Source organism: Pseudomonas sp. NFPP28 (assembly GCF_900115535.1).
Taxonomy (GTDB): Bacteria; Pseudomonadota; Gammaproteobacteria; order Pseudomonadales; family Pseudomonadaceae; genus Aquipseudomonas; species Aquipseudomonas extremorientalis.
Map to the genome: position 1 here is coordinate 500240 of NZ_FOWT01000001.1, position 18663 is coordinate 518902.

The window sequence follows — 18663 nt, forward strand, 5'->3', positions numbered from 1 at the left end:
TGCCATGAAAATCCGAGAACTGGCCCAGCATTGGGAAGAGAACGCCAAGGGTCGCCTGACCAAGACCGAGTACGCCATCCATCTGGATGTGGAAGCTGCGGCACGCCTGGCAGCGATCGCCGAGATGTACCCCAAGCGCAGCACCGAAGAACTGCTCGGCGAACTGATCGGCGCCGCACTGGAAGAGCTGGAAGCCAGCTTTCCGTATATCAAGGGGCAGCAGGTGATCGCGACTGATGAAGAGGGCGACCCGCTGTACGAAGATGTCGGCCCTACTCCGCGCTTTCTGACACTGTCGCGTCGCTATCTGCATGACTTGTCAGCAAGCAGCGACAAACCGAACCACTGAAACCCTTGTACGCCGGACTCTTTATGGGTCCGACGTACCGCTGCGCAACGCAGAAGTTCCAAGTTTTTTCGCTGACCGAACAGTCAGATATTTTTTTAGGCAAATCGCCATCTTCTCTGAACTTTTGAAAAAAGCCTCCGGTCACAGCCAGTAAGCCATCACTTGGAACGGCCGTTTTAAAGGGCTTTTTGTACATCACCCTGAAGCCCCGGCCGAGTACCAGTGACATGGATTTTGATGTTTTTCAGGAGTTATCCAATGGAGTTGAAGACGATGAAGACCAGCACTGCCAAATCCTCGTTTAACCACCTGCGCGGGCTCAAATTGGCCGCGCTGGCAATCGGCACCAGCTTCGTTCTGGCGGGCTGCGCCGGCAACCCTCCGACCGAGCAGTACGCGGTGACCCAGTCCGCAGTCAACAGCGCAGTCAGCGCTGGCGGCACTGAGTTTGCGGCTGTGGAAATGAAGTCGGCTCAGGACAAGCTCAAAGAAGCTGAAATCGCCATGCACGACAAGAACTACGACAAAGCTCGCCAGTTGGCTGAACAAGCCGAGTGGGACGCTCGCGTCGCAGAGCGCAAGGCCCAGGCTGCCAAGGCTCAACAGGCTGTGAAGGATTCCCAGAAGGCTGTTGACGAACTGCGTAGGGAAGGCATGCGTCCGGCTGCTATCCAGCCGAAGTAAGACGCCCCTTGACTGCTTCGCACTTGATATCGAATTGAAAGGACGACACGACTATGCGTAAACAATTGATGATCCCTGCCCTGCTGGCGATGAGCGTTGCCCTGGCGGCCTGCTCCACCCCGCCTAACGCGAACCTGGAAAACGCACGGACCAACTTCTCTTCCCTGCAGACCAACCCGCAGGCCACCAAGCTCGCGGCGCTGGAGACCAAAGACGCCAGCGAATGGCTGGACAAGGCAGACAAGGCCTACCGCGACAAGGAAGACGAGAAGAAAGTTGACCAACTCGCCTACCTGACCAACCAGCGCGTTGAAGTGGCCAAAGACACCATCGTGCTGCGCGAATCCGAAGCCAAGCTGAAAAATGCCGGTGACGAACGCGCCCGCGCCCTGCTGGAAGCCCGTGACGCGCAGATCAAGCAACTGCAAGACAGCTTGAACGCCAAGCAGACCGATCGTGGCACCCTGGTGACCTTCGGTGACGTGCTGTTCGCCACCAACAAGTCCGACCTGAAATCCAGCGGCCTGGTGAACATCACCAAGCTGGCGCAGTTCCTGCGCGATAACCCGGACCGTAAAGTGATCGTCGAAGGCTACACCGACAGCACCGGTTCCGATGCGTACAACCAGAGCCTGTCGGAGCGTCGTGCGGCCTCCGTACAACGCGCACTGGCGCAACAGGGCGTGGATATCTCGCGCATCGTGACCCAGGGTTATGGCAAAGAATACCCGGTTGCCGATAACGGCAGCGTTTCCGGTCGTGCCATGAACCGCCGCGTTGAAGTAACCATCTCCAACGACAACCAGCCGGTCAAGCCACGGTCTTCCGTCGCCAACTGATGCTGGATGCCCTAAAAGCCCCGTCTATATAGACGGGGCTTTTTAATTTCTTGTGTATTTGAAAGGCACTGAGATTTTAGTAGTTGATACCCACACGGCGATTGCCGTTCTGACCAGAGTTGATGTAACTGCTGAACCCGCCGAAGTTGCCATTATTCCCATAGTTTCCGTAGTTGCCGAAACCCGCGTAGTCACCGAGCGAGTCCCTCCACCGGCCGATCATTTCATTGCCGTTCTGCCCGTGATTTGCATAGTGACTGTGTGCGCCGCGATTTCCGTTATTGCCGTAGTTACCGTAGTTACCGTTATCACGGCCACCTTGTGCACGACCCCATACCCGTTGCCCTCCCACCGTCTTCCAAGTGTGCTCATCAGAATAACGCGGATAAGATTGAGTGTAGTGGTCATATCGCGAGCCTAATCGCTGAGTCATATTGATACCCTCTCCAAACTGAATAATTTATAAACCAGGCCATAACAAGCCACACTGTATTAATACGCTCTGAACTTTGACGCCTCAGGCGCGAATGCGCTAGGCCAGGCCAGGCTGGGAGAACCTGGCGCTTGCGGAATTTCGAAGATTGCCGTTGCTACCGTGATTGGCATAACGGCTGCCACTTCCGCTGTTGCCGTTATTTCCATAGTTCCCGAAATTGCCGTTATTCATACTGCCGTTGCCGCTATTGACGTGCACGCCGACCTGGGATGACTTAACATCCCCGACACTCACATAATTCGTGTTGAACACATAGTTGATATGGTTGACCGTAGACGGTTGTTGCAACGCCGGCGGTTGGGCGCCGGAAAACCTTGGTTGCTGGCTCGGTTGAGAGCGGGAGTAATGAAGTGTGTTGCCGCTCCACCTGCCACCTCTACCCTGCCCTGTAAAAACATTCCATGTCGTGTGAATAGTCGCGAGGGTATTCATCAAAACCGTACTCATCAACGAGTCCAATCTCATTATTTCACTCCAAATTTAATTTCCCATGAGTCCGGGTTTGATCTCCTGACCGATATAGCAGTGGTCGCTGACAGCTATCAGTTCCCGACGGTATACGCTGGTAATAAATGATGGAATGAAAATAAAAAACCCACCAGGAACGGTGGGTTTTTCACACTTAGAATTTGATCGGACGCTTGTCGCTTTCGAAGCCTGCATAGCCAGGTTTCTCCTGGGACCGCTCCCCCTGCTCCTTTTTCGCGATATCGTCGACGGCTTCACGGAGCGCTTCAACGAGCTCCTGCGTCCTGGACATCTTCAACATCCTGTCTATCGCGCTTATCTCACCCAACATAACCATGACACTCCCCTGGCTGGCGGTTCGCAAATCTCACCATGAACGCTGACAAGCCCTTGAGTGGTCTGTTACGCAAAACGGTTCCAGATATTCCAGGTGCGATGCGTCCGGCTTACTGCTGGAGTTGTGGTGTTTCCTGCCCCAGGCAGCGCACAGCCTGTTTCTTGTTATTCACCAACACACCGCTCAGGCCTTTCTGCTCAGTGTCGAACATCACCAGTACACCATCCACGCATTGCGCCACCTGAGCGGCTGGCGCCAGGGAGATCTTGTAGTCCTCGCCGGGCACGGTCTTGAGCATGGTGAAGTCGCTGAGCAACAACGCATCTTCCGGCTTGGCGAAGTGCAGGTAGCCGTAATACCACAGGCAACCGACAGTACCGATGATGGTGCCGATACCGGTGAGGATCAGCGGGATCATATTGCGTTCTTCGCTCATTGCGGGCTCTCTGATGAGTCAACTTTAGGAATCGGGTAATTCGGGATTTCGCCCAGGCGACGCAGGCCGTTGAAGTGCTGAGGGTCATCCAGGTAACGCAGCATCACGGTTTGCCAGGTCTTGTCGGCAAAGGTCTGCACATGCCCGCCGCGGGTCAACTGCAACACCCTGGGTGGCGGTGCGGCCTGGTACAGGCGGATCCCGTTGGCCACCGGCACAATCGGGTCATCCAGGCTGTGGAACAGCAGCTTGGGTACTCCTGTCAGCCGGGGCATGGCGTAAATGGCACTGTCGGCGTCCGGGACCAGCCAGGACAACGGCACCTGAAACGGCCATGTTAACCAGGAGGTACTCAGGGCGAATTGTCCTACGTCACGATAACTGGCGGGCACGCCGTCCAGCACCAGCGCCTTGAGCCGGGGTTGGCGCTCCGGGTGGGCGGCCAGGTAATGCACCGCCAATGCGCCACCCAGGCTCTGGCCCAGTACTATCAACGGCTGGCCTTGGGTTTCGGGAGCCTTGTCGATCCATTGGAACGCCGCGTCCAAATCCTGGTAGATCGCCGGTAATGATGGCTTCCCCTCCGACAAGCCATAACCGCGATAGTCCACCAACAGCACTTGGTAGCCCTGCTCGGGCAACCACCAACTGCCGCCCAGATGCCAGGCCAGATTGCCGCCGTTGCCATGCAGGTGCAGCACCGTTCCCTTGAGCGGCACTCCGGGGTTGGCCGGTAGCCACCAGGCGTGGAGCTTTATGCCGTCGGCAGTGGTGAGGGTGACGTCACGGTATTGAAGGTGAGCTTTTTCCGGCGTGAACGGCAGGCCGGGCTCGGGGTAGAACAGCAGGGAACTGCAGCCGTTCAATGTGAGTAGCAGGCACAGAATGCCGAGGATTCTCATCCGTTGAAGCCTCGCGAATAGCACGGTTTAAAGGATATTGGAGTAATCCGCCTCGATCCGATCCAGGCTCAGGTGGTTGAGGAAGTTGGAGAAGCACATCCACGCCGCCAGCGCGTTCATGTCGCGGAACTGCTCGGGCAGGTACTTGGGTGGCACCACCAGGCCTTCGTCGACCAGTTGGCGCAGAGTACGCATGTCTTCCAGGGTGGTCTTGCCGCAGAACAGCAGCGGTACTTGTTCCAGCTTGCCTTTGCGCACGGCCAGCTGGATGTAGTTGTAGACCATGATAAAGCCCTTGAGGTAGGACAGGTCCTTGGTGAACGGCAGACCGGTCGGCACCGAACCACGGAAAACACGACTGGCGTTGCCGTAGCTTTCAGCCATCTCAAAGCCTTGCTCACGGAAGAACTCGAACACCTGCAGGAAGTCGGCGCCCTCTTCCACCATATGGATGGCGCGGGTGCGGTTGGTCAACTTGCGCAGGCGGCTCGGGTAGGAGGCGAAGGTGATGATCTCCATCAAAATCGCCAAACCTTCCTGGGTCACGGTGGACGAGGGCGGGCCCTTGGACAGGAAGGTGCAGATCGGCTGGTTCTGGCCATTGAGGGTAGTGCCGACATGCACCAGGCCTTCATGCACCTCCAGGGCGCGCACGTCGCGGTCGTTGAACATCGCGTCGGCGCGGATCTTGATGTAGTCGGCGCCCGCTGCGGCGTCAGCGACAATACCGTCGGACTCGAACACGCGGATGGTCTCTTCGGCCTCACCGAACACCTTGTTCAGGCGGGTTTGCAGCAAGGCGACGGCGTCCTTGGCGGTGAGCGTCTTGGCCTCATCCTTCAGGTCACCACGGCCATCGATATTGTTAAGGTAATCGGAAAGCATCAGGCCCAAGTCAGCCAGGGTCGGGTCGCCGGCGTGAAACGCATCGGAGGCAGCGCCATACAGTTCCTGGGAAATCAGGCCGAAATCCTCGGTACCACGCGCTTCGAGCATGCGCACCACCATGCGGTATTCCTTGCACATGCGGCGCATGATCTGCCCCACCGGGCTGAATTGGCCGAGGCGGCGGGTGATGTCGCGCTCGATGTTCTGGAACTCCAGCTTCACCGCGCTGGAGTCGAACGACAGTGGCCGATTGAGGTAGTAGTCGCGGCTCACCGCCGGCATTTCCTTGCCCTTGGCCTTGAGGAATCCCTGGCGAATGTTTTCGTCCCACTTCACGGCGTCGAGGACGCGAATCGGTGTTTGCGCCAGCACAATGCGATCAGACAAGGTGCGTATCGTCTGCTGGTAATCGTCCACCCGGTGCTTCCTCTTTAAACGTTATTGGCCCGTGTGCTGGTAGCGCACGGCTTCCACGAATACATCGGCATTGGCCGGGTCATCCAGGTAGGCAAACACCTGGTCCAAGGGGCTGTCGACCAGCACCCCGGCGCCCTCGACCGTGTCCACGGTGCTGCCGTGCAACGCCTGCTGGCCTATGGCTTGGTGGATCTGCTCAAGGTCGAGGTTGTAGACCACCAATTCGTGCTTTTCGTTGATCTCAAACCCCGCCAGGATGAAATGCCCACCCAGCTTGGCCGGCAGCGGCGCCGACAAATACCAGCGGCTGCCATGGCGCGAAACGGTAAACAGGTATTCGTCACGCTGGCCGGGCTTGGCTGTAGGGTAGCTCACGGCTTTATAGCGGTGTTCACCAACGGCACTGATATGCAGGTTGAGCGGCTCGCCCCAGGCATTTTTGCTCGACCACTGGCCGAGCAGGGCCGGCGGCGCGGCCTCATGGGCTGGCAGCGGGTCCTTGAAGGTCACCAGGCAACCGCTGAGCAGCAGGAACGACAAGGCGATTGCAACCACGCGCCAGGCTTTCATTGGACATCCCCCGGTGTCAGACCGAAGCCAACACCAAATGCATATAGCGCTTGAGGATCTCAAGCATCTCTTCACCGGTCAGAGGCTCTGCGCTGCCCAGCAGGCCCTGATATTCCATCCGACTGATTATCGCCGTCAACACTTTGGCATCCTGTTGCGGCTCGCGCGAGCCCAACACCTGGAAGAACTGCCCGGTCCCCTGCAACAGAATCTGCTGGTGGGAACGCACCAGCTCCGCCAGGCGCGGGTTGAGCAGGGCTTCCTGGCGAAACGCCTGCTCGGCCATCAGGTATTCACGGCGGTTGGTCAATTGGCGCAGGACGTAATCAGCGGTCAGCCGTGCAATGTCATCGGCCAGTTGTGAACGCGATTCGGGGCTGCCATCGCCATAGGCGACCATTTCGCGCAGCAGGCCTTCGTTACGCACCCACAGCTTGCCCATGAATGCGGCGCTGCGCTCGACGTATTGGGCGAAGGTATCGGTGAGCAGGTCATCGATATCCTTGAAGTAATAGGTGGTGGCGGACAGGGGCACGCCCGCCTCCGCCGCCACCGCTCGATGGCGCACGGCCCGTACGCCGTCACGGACCACGATGCGCATGGCCGCATCGAGAATGTCTTGCCTGCGTTGCTCGCTGCCCCGACGACTGGCCTTGCGGCCCTGGTACTGGACGCTTTCAGCCACGGCAGCGGCAATGCCGGCGGCGCCTTCTTGAGCGGTTACGCGGTTCACGACACACATCCTTGAATAGATCAAAACCTGGCGCTGTTTGCTTGACGCTTATTAACGCCACATAAAAAAGCCGCCTTATAAAAGGCGGCTTCGGATTTCGCTACGGTTACGCTTGTGGCCGCATGTGCGGGAACAAGATCACGTCGCGGATCGACGGCGAGTTGGTCAGCAGCATCACCAGGCGGTCGATGCCGATCCCTTCACCGGCGGTCGGCGGCATGCCGTATTCCAGGGCGCGGACGAAGTCGGCATCGTAATGCATGGCTTCGTCGTCGCCGGCGTCCTTGTCGGCCACCTGGGCCATGAAGCGCTCGGCCTGGTCTTCCGCGTCGTTCAACTCGGAGTAGGCGTTGGCGATCTCACGGCCGCCGATGAACAGCTCGAAACGGTCAGTGACGTTTGGGTTGTCGTCGTTGCGACGGGCCAGCGGCGACACTTCGAACGGGTACTGGGTAATGAAGTGCGGCTGTTCCAGCTTGTGCTCCACCAACTCTTCGAAAATCATCACCTGCAATTTGCCCAGGCCTTCGAAGCCCAGCACCTTGGCGCCGGCTTTCTTGGCGATGGCGCGGGCCTTGTCGATGTCGTTCAGGTCGTCGGCGGTCAGTTCAGGGTTGTACTTGAGGATCGAGTCGAACACCGACAGGCGCACGAACGGCTCGCCGAAGTGGAACACCTTGTCGCCGTACGGCACGTCGGTGCTGCCCAGGACCAGTTGCGCCAGTTCGCGGAACAGTTCTTCGGTCAGGTCCATGTTGTCTTCGTAGTCGGCGTAGGCCTGGTAGAACTCCAACATGGTGAATTCTGGGTTGTGACGGGTCGAAACGCCTTCGTTACGGAAGTTGCGGTTGATCTCGAAGACTTTTTCGAAGCCGCCAACCACCAGGCGCTTGAGGTACAGCTCCGGCGCGATACGCAGGAACATTTCCATGTCCAGGGCATTGTGGTGGGTTTCGAACGGCTTGGCTGCGGCGCCGCCAGGAATGGTCTGCAGCATCGGCGTTTCGACTTCCAGGAAGTCGCGCTTCATCAGGAAGCTGCGGATGTGCGCGATCACTTGCGAACGCACGCGGAAGGTCTGGCGTACTTCTTCGTTGACGATCAGGTCAACGTAACGCTGGCGGTAGCGCTGTTCGGTGTCGGTCAGGCCGTGGTGCTTGTCCGGCAGCGGGCGCAGCGACTTGGTCAGCAGGCGCACGTTGGTCATTTCCACGTACAGGTCGCCCTTGCCGGAACGGGCCAGGGTGCCTTCGGCGGCGATAATGTCGCCCATGTCCCAGGTTTTCACCGAGGCCAGGGTTTCTTCCGACAAGGTCTTGCGGTTGACGTAGACCTGGATACGCCCGGTCATGTCCTGGATCACCATGAACGAGCCACGGTTGAGCATGATGCGACCTGCCACCTTGACCGGGATCGCAGCCTCTGCCAGTTCTTCCTTGGTCTTGTCCGCGTACTGTTTCTGCAAGGCATCGCAGTAGTTTTCGCGGCGGAAGTCGTTGGGGAAGGCATTGCCCTTGGCGCGCTCGGCAGCAAGCTTTTCCTTGCGCAGGGCGATCAGGGAGTTTTCTTCCTGTTGCAGGGCTTGCGGGTCGAGTTGTTGGTCGCTCATGTCTTTTGAAATTCCATCACAGATACGTTTTCCCCAGCCTTCGGCTGGGGATCGCGGGCAAGCCCGCTCCTACAAGGTTCTTTAGAGGCCGGATTTCAGGCTGGCTTCCAGGTATTCGTCGATATCGCCGTCGAGCACCTTGTCACAGTCGCTGCGTTCGATGTTAGTGCGCAGATCCTTGATCCGCGACGCATCCAGCACATAAGAGCGGATCTGGTGACCCCAGCCGATGTCCGACTTGGTGTCTTCCAGCGCCTGGGATGCGGCGTTGCGTTTCTGCATTTCCTGCTCGTACAACTTGGCCCGCAGCATTTTCATGGCGGTGTCCTTGTTGGCGTGCTGGGAACGTTCGTTCTGGCAGCTGACCACGGTGTTGGTCGGTACGTGGGTGATACGTACGGCCGAGTCGGTGGTGTTTACGTGCTGGCCACCGGCACCGGAGGAGCGGTAGGTGTCGATGCGCAGGTCGGCCGGGTTGATCTCGATCTCGACCTTGTCGTCGATCTCCGGCGAGACGAACACCGCGCAGAACGAGGTGTGGCGACGGTTGCCGGAGTCGAACGGGCTCTTGCGCACCAGGCGGTGCACGCCGATTTCGGTACGCAGCCAGCCAAAGGCGTACTCACCCTTGATGTGCACGGTCGCGCCCTTGATTCCGGCAACTTCACCGGCGGACAGCTCCATGATGGTCGCTTCGAAACCGCGCTTGTCCGCCCAGCGCAGGTACATGCGCAACAGGATGTTGGCCCAGTCCTGGGCCTCGGTGCCACCGGAACCGGCCTGGATGTCCAGGTAGGCGTTGTTCGGGTCCATTTCATGGCTGAACATGCGGCGGAATTCGAGTTTGGCGAGGTTTTCCTCGAGACGGGCCAGCTCGGCGACGACATCGCCCACTGCGCCTTCGTCGTTTTCTTCGACGGCCATGTCCAGCAGGTCACGGCAATCGGCCAGACCGGTGTTCAGCTCGTCGAGGGTATCGACGATCTGCGCCAGCGCAGCGCGCTCGCGCCCCAGTTCCTGGGCGTATTCAGGTTTGTTCCAGACAGCAGGATCTTCAAGCTCGCGATTGACTTCGGTCAGACGCTCATGCTTTTGATCGTAGTCAAAGATACCCCCGAATAGTTTCGGAGCGCTCGGACAGGTCCTTGATGGTGTTAAGGATCGGGTTGATTTCCATGGCGGGCAGCACTCGTTGGCGAACTTTTGAAAGCCGGCGAGTATAACGGCAAATGGGGGGGAACGGCAGTCCGCTGGGCGAAAAGGCAGGATTTGTACACAACCCAAGACCCATCAAGATCCCAATGTGGGAGGGGGCTTGCCCCCGATGGCAGCCTGTCAGTCAATGATGTTGTGACTGACCCACAGCTATCGGGGGCAAGCCCCCTCCCACATTGAATGGGGTAAGACTTCAGGTCACTCGATACCGACCTGATTGCGCCCATTATGCTTGGCCGTATACAACCCCTTGTCCGCCGCCACAATCACCTGCCGACAATCCGTGCCCTGCTGCGGCGTCATCGTGGACAAACCAATGCTGATGGTCAGGCTGGAACCCTCGGTCGGCGCAATGTGCGGAATTTTCAGCGCGGCAACGGCCATGCGCAGTTTTTCCGCCACCAACCGCGCTCCGCCCGGCGAGGTGTTAGGCAGCACCAGGGCAAACTCCTCACCGCCATAGCGCGCCGGCAAATCCGAAGGCCGACTGCTGGCCTCTCGGATGGTCGCCGCCACCTTGCGCAAAGCCTCGTCACCTTCGACATGCCCGAAGCTATCGTTGTAGGTCTTGAAGAAATCCACATCAATCATCAACAACGACAACTGAGTCTGGTCACGCATGGCACGCCGCCATTCCAGTTCCAGGTACTCGTCGAAATGGCGACGGTTGGACAGCCCGGTGAGGCCATCGGAGTTCATCAGCCGTTGCAGCACCAGGTTGGTGTCCAGCAGTTGTTGCTGGCTGACCCGCAACGCACGGTACGCCGCATCCCGCTGCAACAGGGTCATATAGGAGCGCGAGTGATAGCGAATGCGCGCCACCAATTCGATGTTATCCGGCAACTTGACCAGGTAATCATTGGCCCCGGCCGAAAACGCCGCGCTCTTGATCAGCGGGTCTTCCTTGGTGGAAAGCACGATGATCGGGATGTTCTGCGTGGCCGGATGGTTGCGGTATTCGCGCACCAGGGTCAGGCCATCGAGGCCGGGCATTACCAGGTCTTGCAGGATAACGGTCGGCTTGATGCGGATCGCCTGGGCAATCGCCTGGTGCGGATCGGCGCAGAAGTGGAAGTCGATATTTTCTTCATGGGCCAAGCCACGCCGCACGGCTTCGCCGATCATGGCCTGGTCGTCGACCAGCAACACCATGGCGGCGTTTTCGTCGGTCTTGATGTCGTCGATCTGTAAATCATTCATGTGCAGTCACCTGAATTACTGCCTGCAAGCCAGCACCGCAAGAGGCCTTGTTCATTTGGCAAAGACCTCCAGCAATCGGGGCGCAATTCTATCCAGTGGGCGAATTTCAACAGCAGCATCAATCGCCGCCGCCGCTTTGGGCATGCCGTACACCGCCGAGCTCTGCTGATCCTGGGCGATGGTCAAATAACCTTGTTCACGCAGCAATTTTAGGCCCTGGGCCCCGTCGCGCCCCATGCCGGTCAGCAACACGCCGACGGCATCGCCATTCCAGTGGCTGGCCACGCTTTCGAAAAACACGTCGATCGACGGCCGGTAAATCTCGTTCACCGGCTCTGCCGTATAGGCTAGCGTGCCATTCTTCAATAAACGAATGTGGTGGTTGGTACCGGCCAGCAGCACCACCCCGCTTTGCGGTGGCTCGCCCTCGCGGGCCAGGCGTACCGGCAGGCCGGAGGCGCTGCTCAGCCACTCGGCCATGCCGGCGGCGAACACCTGGTCCACATGCTGCACCAGTACGATGGCGGCGGGAAAGTCCCGGGGCAAGCCCTTGAGCAGGATTTCCAGGGCAGCCGGGCCACCTGCCGAAGACCCGATGGCCACCAGGCTCTGGCGTTTGCCGGTAGTCCGCGGCGTAACGGTTTCGGCGCGTACACGGCTGCCGCGCTGGCCGATCAGCCAGCCGATATTGAGGATCTTGCGCAGCAGCGGCGCCGCCGCATCCTTGGGATTGCCCACGCCCAAGGTCGGCGTGTCCACCACGTCCAGGGCGCCATGGCCCATGGCTTCGAACACCCGGCTGACGTTGGCCTGGCGGTCGACGGTCACGATGACGATGGCGCACGGGGTCTCGGCCATGATCTGCCGGGTAGCCTCCACGCCGTCCATCACCGGCATGATCAGGTCCATCAGGATCAGGTCCGGGGTCAGCTCGGCGCAGCGCTGCACCGCTTCCAGGCCGTTGCTGGCCACCCACACCACTTCGTGCGCGGGCTCGAAACTCAAGGCGCGGCGCAAGGCCTCTACCGCCAGGGGCATGTCATTGACGATCGCAATCCTCATGCCCGTGCGCCTCCGATCAGCTCCACCACGGCGTCCAGCAGGGCGTCATCGTGGAAACTGGCTTTGGCTAAATAATAGTCGGCGCCGGCGTCCAGTCCACGACGTCGGTCTTCTTCACGGTCTTTGTAGGACACCACCATCACCGGCAACGATTGCAGGCGACTGTCACGGCGCAAGAGTGTGACCAATTCAATACCGTCCATACGAGGCATATCAATATCAGTGATCAACAGGTCAAAGTCTTCGGAACGCAAGGCGTTCCAGCCGTCCATCCCATCGACCGCCACGGCCACTTCATAACCACGATTAAGCAGCAATTTGCGTTGCAGTTCGCGCACTGTCAGCGAGTCGTCCACCACCAGCACCCGCTTGCGCGGTGCCTCGGTGGCTTGCTGGCTGCGCCGGGCAATGCGCTCCAAGCGGCCGGTGTTGAGCAGTTTGTCCACCGAGCGCAGCATGTCTTCGACGTCGACGATCAACACCACCGAGCCGTCGTCCAGCAAGGCACCGGCGGAAATATCCTGGACCTTGCCCAGGCGATCATCCAGCGGCAACACCACCAGCGTACGCTCGCCGACAAAGCGCTCCACGGCAATCCCATACACCGCATCACGCTCGCGGATCACCACCACTTTCAAGGTGTCCGACTGACTCTGCCCCGCCGGGCGCTGCAACAACTGGCTGGCGGCGACCAGCCCGACATGCCGGCCCTCGTGCCAGAAATGCTGGCGGCCCTCCAGTTGCACGATGTCGTCGGGCGCCAGGTCGCACATGCGTTCGATATGGGCCAGCGGGAACGCGTAGGCTTCTTCGCCGACCTCCACCACCAGGCTGCGCACCACCGACAGGGTCAGCGGCACCTCCAGGTGGAAACGACTGCCCTGCCCTGCCGTTTGCTCCAGCACCACCGCACCACGCAGTTGGCGGACCATATGCTGCACCGCATCCAGGCCGACCCCGCGCCCGGACACTTCGGTGACCTTGTCGCGCAGGCTGAACCCCGGCAGGAACAGGAACGTCAGCAGTTCTTCTTCGCTCAGGCGCAGGGCGGTTTCCACCGGTGACAGGTGCCGGTCGACGATGGTGCTGCGCAGGCGCTCCAGGTCGACGCCGTTGCCGTCATCGCTCAATTCCAGCACCAGCAACCCGGCCTGATGGGAGGCGCGCAGGCGGATCAAACCTTCCGCCGGCTTGCCCGCCAGCAGACGTTGTTCAGGCATTTCGATGCCGTGGTCGACGGCATTGCGCAATAAATGAGTGAGTGGCGCTTCGAGCTTTTCCAGCACGTCGCGGTCGACCTGGGTCTTTTCGCCTTCGATCTCCAGGCGTACCTGTTTGCCCAGGCTGCGACCGAGGTCGCGCACCATGCGCACTTGCCCGGCCAGCACATCGGCAAACGGGCGCATGCGACAGGCCAGCGCGGTGTCATACAGCACTTGGGCGCGCTGGCCGGCTTGCCAGCCAAACTCGTCCAGTTCAGCGGTTTTTTCCGCCAGCAGGGCCTGGGCTTCGCTGAGCAGGCGGCGGGTGTCGGCCAGGGCTTCCTGGGCTTCGAGCGGCAGTTGTTGAGTCTTGAGTTGCCCGTCCAGCGTATCCAGCGCTCGCACGCTCTGGCTCTGAAGGCGCTTGAGACGCTGCAGGCTGGCCAGATACGGCTTGAGCCGCTGGGTCTCCACCAGGGATTTACTCGACAGGTCGAGCAGGCTGTTCAAACGCTCGGCGGTCACCCGCAGCACGCGTTCGCCGCCTTCGGTCATGCGTTTGTTCTGGCGTGGCGGCTCGGCGACCACCGGCGGCGCGGGCTCCGGTTCGGGTTCGGGCTCCGGCAGCAGTGTTTCGACGATGGGCGCTGGCTCTGGCACAGGCGCCTGGGACGGGTCCAGCAAGCGCTCCATCAACGCCACATAGGCGTCGATGTCCGCCGGCCCCACATCATTGCCCGGCGTGGCGATGCGCATCAGCAGGTCGGTGCCTTGCAGCAGCGCATCGATATGTTCGGGTTGCAGGTACAGGCGACCTTCCTGGGCACTGACCAGGCAATCCTCCATGACGTGGGACACGCTGACTCCGGCGTCCACCCCAACGATCCGCGCGGCGCCTTTGAGCGAGTGCGCCGCGCGCATGCATGCTTCAAGCTGATCGGCCTGGGTCGGGTTGCGTTCCAGGGCCAGCAGGCCCGCGCTCAATACCTGAGTCTGCGCATCGGCTTCCAGGCTGAACAGTTCCAGCAGCGAGGCATCGCGCATCTGGTCGGGGGTCATGTGAGGCTCCGGGTCACGGCAGACAACAATTGCGCCTCGTCCAGCCAACGCAGGCTGCGGCCTTTCCACTGCAACACGCCTTGGGTGTAGCGCGCACTGGCCTGGGCGCCCGAGGCCGAGGCGGCCTTCAAGGTGCGCTCATCGATGGCATGGATGCCGTCGACTTCATCCACCGGCACCACCACCGGACCATCCTGCGCGGCGATGATCAACATGCGCGGCATGATGCGCCCACCGCTGGCGCCGTTGCCGGTGGCATCCAGGCCCAGCAGTTCCACCAGCGACAGGCACGCCACCAGCGCACCACGGACATTGGCCACGCCGAGCAAGGCGCGGGAACGCTGGTGGGGCAGCGAATGAATCGGTTGCAGCGGCGCAACTTCCACCAGGCAGCGGGTGGCAATGCCCAGCCATTCCTCACCGAGGCGGAACATCAGCAGGGAGCGGGTGACCACGTCTTCGCCGACGTCAGCAGCGGCAACCGGACGATGATCATCCTGCTGCAAGGCATAACGGTCCAGCAAACGTGTGGCCGCTGCCGAGTACACCGAGCAGTTGCGGCAGTGAATATGGTCCGCCAGCAGCGGGCAGGACTTGTCGCCATGGATGCCGATGCGGTTCCAGCAGTCGTCGATGGCCTGGGTATCGGCCAGGGTCAGGTCCAGCCCTGCGGTATCGAGTGCGTCGGTGTTACTCATCGTTTGGACTCACTGTCAGCTCGCTCACTCCGCGCGGCACGCGCCTGCAAGCGGCGCGCCCCCGCACTGTCGCCCTGGGACTCGAGCAACGCCGCCAGGTGCATCAAGGCCTGCGGGTGCTGGGGTTCCAGGTACAAGGCTTTTCGATAATAACCCTGGGCTTCCAGGGCGCTGCCGGCCACATCGCTGAGCAGCCCCAGCCAGTAGAACACCTGGGCGGCCGGCGGATGGTTACTCAAATACTGTTCGCATGCAGCGCGGGCTTCGGCGCTTTTGCCTTCGTTGGCCAGGGTAGCGATGCGGCTGAGCAAGTCGCCCGCATCGGTTTGCACCGTCTTGATCGGCACCACCTGGGCGCTGGACTTGCTGAAAGGCCGTGGCTTGCTCGGGATCGGTGCCGCACTGCGTTGCGGGACGGGCGCGGCGCTCGGCACAAATACCGGCTCGGGCTTGACCGGCTCGGCATGCCGACTGAACGCAAAGGACTGCGGCACACCAATCGAACGCATGCCGTGGCGCCCCAGCAGGCTGCCCTCGGCCGGACCGATAAACAGCACGCCGTCCACGTGGGTCAGGCCTTTGAGCACCTCGAACACTTGTTTCTGGGTCGGCTGGTCGAAGTAGATCAGCAGGTTGCGGCAAAACACGAAGTCGTAGCTCGCCTCATTGGCCAGCAGTGTCGGGTCGAGCAGGTTGCCGACTTGCAGGCGCACCTGTTCGCGCACGCGGTCGGCAATGTGATAACCGTCACCGTACTCGGTGAAATGGCGGTCACGGAAGGCGATATCGCCGCCGCGAAAGGAGTTTTTGCCATACACCCCACGCCGTGCGCGCTCCACCGACAACGGGCTGACATCCACGCCCTGCACCTTGAACTGATGCGGCGCCAGCCCGGCATCCAGCAACGCCATGGCGATCGAATAAGGTTCTTCACCGGTGGAGCACGGCAGGCTGAGGATGCGCAGTGCGCGCATCTGCTTGATTTCGGCCAGGCGCGCCTTGGCCAGGCGGGCCAGGGTCGCAAAGGATTCGGGGTAACGGAAAAACCAGGTTTCCGGGACGATCACCGCTTCGATCAGCGCTTGCTGTTCATCCTGGGAGCTTTGCAGGTGCTGCCAGTATTCACCGGGGGTCTGCGCGCTGACCGCCTGAGTGCGTTGGCGCACCGCCCGCTCGATAATGGCTTCGCCGACCGAGGCAACGTCCAGGCCGATGCGTTCTTTCAGGAAGGCAAAGAACCGCGGATCGTGGCTCATAGGCTCAACCCGGGGCAAAACAGCACGGCGCGCACGTCGTCGGTCAGCAGGTCATTCACGCCGATCCACTGCATCAGGCCCTGCGCATCTTCGCGCACCGGTCCCAGGTACGGCGCCTGGCGGTTGTCCAGGCCATAGGGCTGGAACTGGGCCGGGTCGCAGCGCAGGGTGTCGGTGGCCTGTTCCAGGATCAACCCCAGCCAACGCGGCTCGCGCCAGGGCTCCGGCTGGTAATTGACCAGCACCAGCCGCGTGCTGGTACGCGCCTGGGCAGCGGTGCCGAAAGTCAGGGCGCTGAGGTCGATCACCGGCACCAGCGCGCCGCGATGGGCAAAGATGCCCGCCACCCACAGCGGCGCATGGGCAATCGGTTTCAATGGCAGGCGCGGCAGCACCTCGGCCACTTCCGTGGCCTTGAGGGCATAACGTTCGTTGCCGATGTGGAACACCAGGAACAACGCCTTTTTCGCTGCCGGGACGGCGCCGCGTTTAGCCGCGAGGTCGCTCATCAGACTTTGAAACGCGACACGCCGCTGCGCAGACCGACCGCCACCTGGCTCAGCTCATCGATGGCAAAGCTGGCCTGGCGCAGGGACTCGACGGTCTGGCTGCTGGCATCGCCCAGTTGCACCAGGGCGTGGTTGATCTGCTCGGCACCGGTGGCCTGGGCCTGCATGCCTTCATTGACCATCAACACCCGCGGCGCCAGCGCCTGTACCTGGTGGATGATCTGCGACAGTTGCTCGCCCACTTGCTGCACTTCGAACATGCCGCGGCGTACTTCTTCGGAGAACTTGTCCATGCCCATCACGCCCGCCGACACCGCCGACTGGATCTCGCGCACCATCTGCTCGATGTCGTAGGTGGCCACGGCAGTCTGGTCGGCCAGACGCCGCACTTCGGTGGCAACCACGGCAAAACCACGCCCGTATTCACCGGCTTTCTCGGCTTCGATGGCGGCATTCAACGACAGCAGGTTGGTCTGGTCGGCGACCTTGACGATGGTCACCACCACCTGGTTGATGTTGCCGGCCTTCTCATTGAGGATCGCCAGCTTGGCGTTGACCAGGTCGGCGGCGCCCATCACCGAGTGCATGGTTTCTTCCATGCGCGCCAGGCCTTGCTGGCCGGAACCGGCGGCAACCGAGGCCTGGTCGGCGGCGGTGGACACTTCGGTCATGGTGCGCACCAGGTCCTTGGAGGTGGCCGCGATCTCGCGGGAGGTAGCGCCGATCTCGGTGGTGGTGGCGGCAGTTTCGGTGGCGGTGGCCTGTTGCTGCTTGGAGGTGGCGGCAATCTCGGTCACCGAGGTGGTCACCTGCACTGACGAGCGCTGGGCCTGGGACACCAGGGCCGTGAGCTCGGTCATCATGTCGTTGAAGCCGGTTTCGACCGCGCCGAACTCGTCCTTGCGTTCCAGGTTCAAGCGTTTGCTCAGGTCACCGTCGCGCATGGTTTCGAGGATATCGACGATGCGCTGCATCGGCGCCATGATCGCGCGCATCAGCAGCAGGCCGCACAGGCCGGCAGCGAGGATTGCCAGGGCCAGCGATACAAACATGCTGATTTTCGCGGCGGATACTGCATCATCGATCGCGTTGGTCGCACGGTCGGCGACGTTCTTGTTCTCGGTGATGATGTCGTTGAGCTTCATGCGGCCTGCGACCCAGCTTGGCGTCATCTGCGTATCGAACAGTTTGCGTGCGCCAGCTATGTCCTTGTTCTGCAGGCGCTCTACGACGGCAGCCAGCGCCTTGTTGTAGGCCTGGTGCTGGATTTCGAATTTATCGAACTCGGCCTGGTCCTCGCCTCCACTGATGGACGCCTGGTAGTTGGCCATCTGCTGCAGGATGCGCGCTTCATAGGACTTGAAGTCGGCTTTGTCGGTGTCGGTGAGCCCCTTGTCTTCACGCAGGCCGATCAACTCCAGGGTCTGCAGGTAACTGTCGACCCACGCGCTACGGATCATGGAGCTGAGGTAGACCCCGGGCACCGCGTCGTCGCGCACCGCGACTTCACTGGTTTCGATCTTCAGCAACCGTGAATAGGAGACCACGACCATTAACAGCATGATGGCGATAATGACCGCAAAACTTGCCAGGATGCGTTGGCGCAAGGTCCAGTTCTTCACAGTAATTCCTCGGAGGGCCATTCAAATGGAGGGGAGTATAGCTGAGCAGAAGCCCTCATTTATCAACGGGTTTTGCTGTAGCGTCCACAGAATGCAAATGTGCGAGGGGGCT

The 18663-nt window shown here is 60.7% G+C and carries 20 protein-coding genes; 3 read left to right on the forward strand and 17 right to left on the reverse strand.

The features are described 5' to 3' along the window. The first annotated feature begins 4 nt into the window (after window positions 1–4). The 3 genes from BM110_RS02425 (at window position 5) to BM110_RS02435 (ending at window position 1872) form a co-directional block, all read left to right on the forward strand. Window positions 5–349, forward strand: coding sequence for a pilin assembly protein (locus tag BM110_RS02425; protein WP_092241124.1), 345 nt, complete (start codon window positions 5–7; stop codon window positions 347–349). 258 nt (window positions 350–607) lie between these two features. Next, window positions 608–1033 carry a DUF4398 domain-containing protein gene (locus tag BM110_RS02430; protein WP_092241122.1) on the forward strand — a complete coding sequence of 142 codons (426 nt, stop codon included), beginning with the start codon at window positions 608–610 and terminating at the stop codon, window positions 1031–1033. A gap of 53 nt (window positions 1034–1086) precedes the next feature. Continuing rightward, window positions 1087–1872, forward strand: a complete 786-nt coding sequence (locus tag BM110_RS02435) for a lipotoxin F family OmpA-related lipoprotein LptF (protein WP_071488772.1) — start codon at window positions 1087–1089, stop codon at window positions 1870–1872. 76 nt (window positions 1873–1948) lie between these two features. On the opposite strand, the gene BM110_RS29210 is transcribed toward BM110_RS02435, so the two are convergent. From BM110_RS29210 to BM110_RS02515, 17 genes are all read right to left on the reverse strand, one after another. Beyond that, entirely contained in the window at window positions 1949–2305 is a 357-nt protein-coding gene (locus BM110_RS29210; RefSeq protein ID WP_139212836.1) for a hypothetical protein, read from the reverse strand. A 99-nt stretch (window positions 2306–2404) separates the two neighbouring features. Next, entirely contained in the window at window positions 2405–2815 is a 411-nt protein-coding gene (locus BM110_RS29215) for a hypothetical protein (protein ID WP_139216842.1), read from the reverse strand. Window positions 2816–2990: 175 nt separating this feature from the next. Beyond that, a complete protein-coding gene (locus BM110_RS29535; protein ID WP_156682175.1) occupies window positions 2991–3128 on the reverse strand; it encodes a hypothetical protein in 138 nt (45 codons plus the stop codon). 154 nt (window positions 3129–3282) lie between these two features. Then, window positions 3283–3609 (reverse strand): PA3694 family proteiin, encoded by a 327-nt coding sequence (locus BM110_RS02450; RefSeq protein ID WP_092241116.1) that lies wholly within the window; start codon window positions 3607–3609, stop codon window positions 3283–3285. Then, the gene (locus tag BM110_RS02455; protein ID WP_092241114.1) at window positions 3606–4511 is read right to left on the reverse strand and encodes an alpha/beta hydrolase; all 906 of its coding nucleotides are present in this window, start codon (window positions 4509–4511) and stop codon (window positions 3606–3608) included. The genes BM110_RS02450 and BM110_RS02455 overlap by 4 nt, the downstream gene beginning before the upstream one ends. A 27-nt stretch (window positions 4512–4538) precedes the next feature. Further along, window positions 4539–5816 carry a flavohemoglobin expression-modulating QEGLA motif protein gene (locus BM110_RS02460; protein WP_010212629.1) on the reverse strand — a complete coding sequence of 426 codons (1278 nt, stop codon included), beginning with the start codon at window positions 5814–5816 and terminating at the stop codon, window positions 4539–4541. Window positions 5817–5837: 21 nt separating this feature from the next. Next, entirely contained in the window at window positions 5838–6386 is a 549-nt protein-coding gene (locus BM110_RS02465; RefSeq protein WP_092241112.1) for a hypothetical protein, read from the reverse strand. 16 nt (window positions 6387–6402) lie between these two features. After that, window positions 6403–7119, reverse strand: coding sequence for a TetR/AcrR family transcriptional regulator (locus BM110_RS02470; protein ID WP_092241110.1), 717 nt, complete (start codon window positions 7117–7119; stop codon window positions 6403–6405). 106 nt (window positions 7120–7225) lie between these two features. Then, window positions 7226–8728 carry a lysine--tRNA ligase gene (gene lysS, locus BM110_RS02475; RefSeq protein ID WP_058425327.1) on the reverse strand — a complete coding sequence of 501 codons (1503 nt, stop codon included), beginning with the start codon at window positions 8726–8728 and terminating at the stop codon, window positions 7226–7228. An 81-nt stretch (window positions 8729–8809) separates the two neighbouring features. After that, window positions 8810–9905 (reverse strand): peptide chain release factor 2 gene (gene prfB, locus BM110_RS02480; protein ID WP_102591687.1). Its coding sequence is split into 2 segments (ribosomal slippage): window positions 8810–9832 and window positions 9834–9905, totalling 1095 coding nucleotides; the frame shifts between segments, so codons are not numbered across the junction. A gap of 236 nt (window positions 9906–10141) precedes the next feature. After that, window positions 10142–11143, reverse strand: coding sequence for a diguanylate cyclase (locus BM110_RS02485; RefSeq protein ID WP_012722554.1), 1002 nt, complete (start codon window positions 11141–11143; stop codon window positions 10142–10144). A 51-nt stretch (window positions 11144–11194) separates the two neighbouring features. Next, the gene (locus BM110_RS02490) at window positions 11195–12205 is read right to left on the reverse strand and encodes a chemotaxis response regulator protein-glutamate methylesterase (RefSeq protein ID WP_092241108.1); all 1011 of its coding nucleotides are present in this window, start codon (window positions 12203–12205) and stop codon (window positions 11195–11197) included. After that, a complete protein-coding gene (locus BM110_RS02495; RefSeq protein ID WP_093512242.1) occupies window positions 12202–14466 on the reverse strand; it encodes a hybrid sensor histidine kinase/response regulator in 2265 nt (754 codons plus the stop codon). Before BM110_RS02495 ends, BM110_RS02490 begins: the two co-directional genes overlap by 4 nt. Further along, window positions 14463–15164 (reverse strand): chemotaxis protein CheW, encoded by a 702-nt coding sequence (locus BM110_RS02500; protein WP_093512244.1) that lies wholly within the window; start codon window positions 15162–15164, stop codon window positions 14463–14465. The genes BM110_RS02495 and BM110_RS02500 overlap by 4 nt, the downstream gene beginning before the upstream one ends. Beyond that, window positions 15161–16420 (reverse strand): CheR family methyltransferase, encoded by a 1260-nt coding sequence (locus BM110_RS02505; RefSeq protein ID WP_093512246.1) that lies wholly within the window; start codon window positions 16418–16420, stop codon window positions 15161–15163. The genes BM110_RS02500 and BM110_RS02505 overlap by 4 nt, the downstream gene beginning before the upstream one ends. Then, on the reverse strand, window positions 16417–16929 hold the full coding sequence (locus tag BM110_RS02510) for a chemotaxis protein CheW (protein ID WP_092241100.1): 513 nt from the start codon (window positions 16927–16929) through the stop codon (window positions 16417–16419). Before BM110_RS02510 ends, BM110_RS02505 begins: the two co-directional genes overlap by 4 nt. Continuing rightward, window positions 16929–18551: a methyl-accepting chemotaxis protein gene (locus BM110_RS02515; RefSeq protein WP_093512248.1), complete on the reverse strand. Its 1623-nt coding sequence runs from the start codon at window positions 18549–18551 to the stop codon at window positions 16929–16931. Before BM110_RS02515 ends, BM110_RS02510 begins: the two co-directional genes overlap by 1 nt. Window positions 18552–18663: the final 112 nt, after the last annotated feature.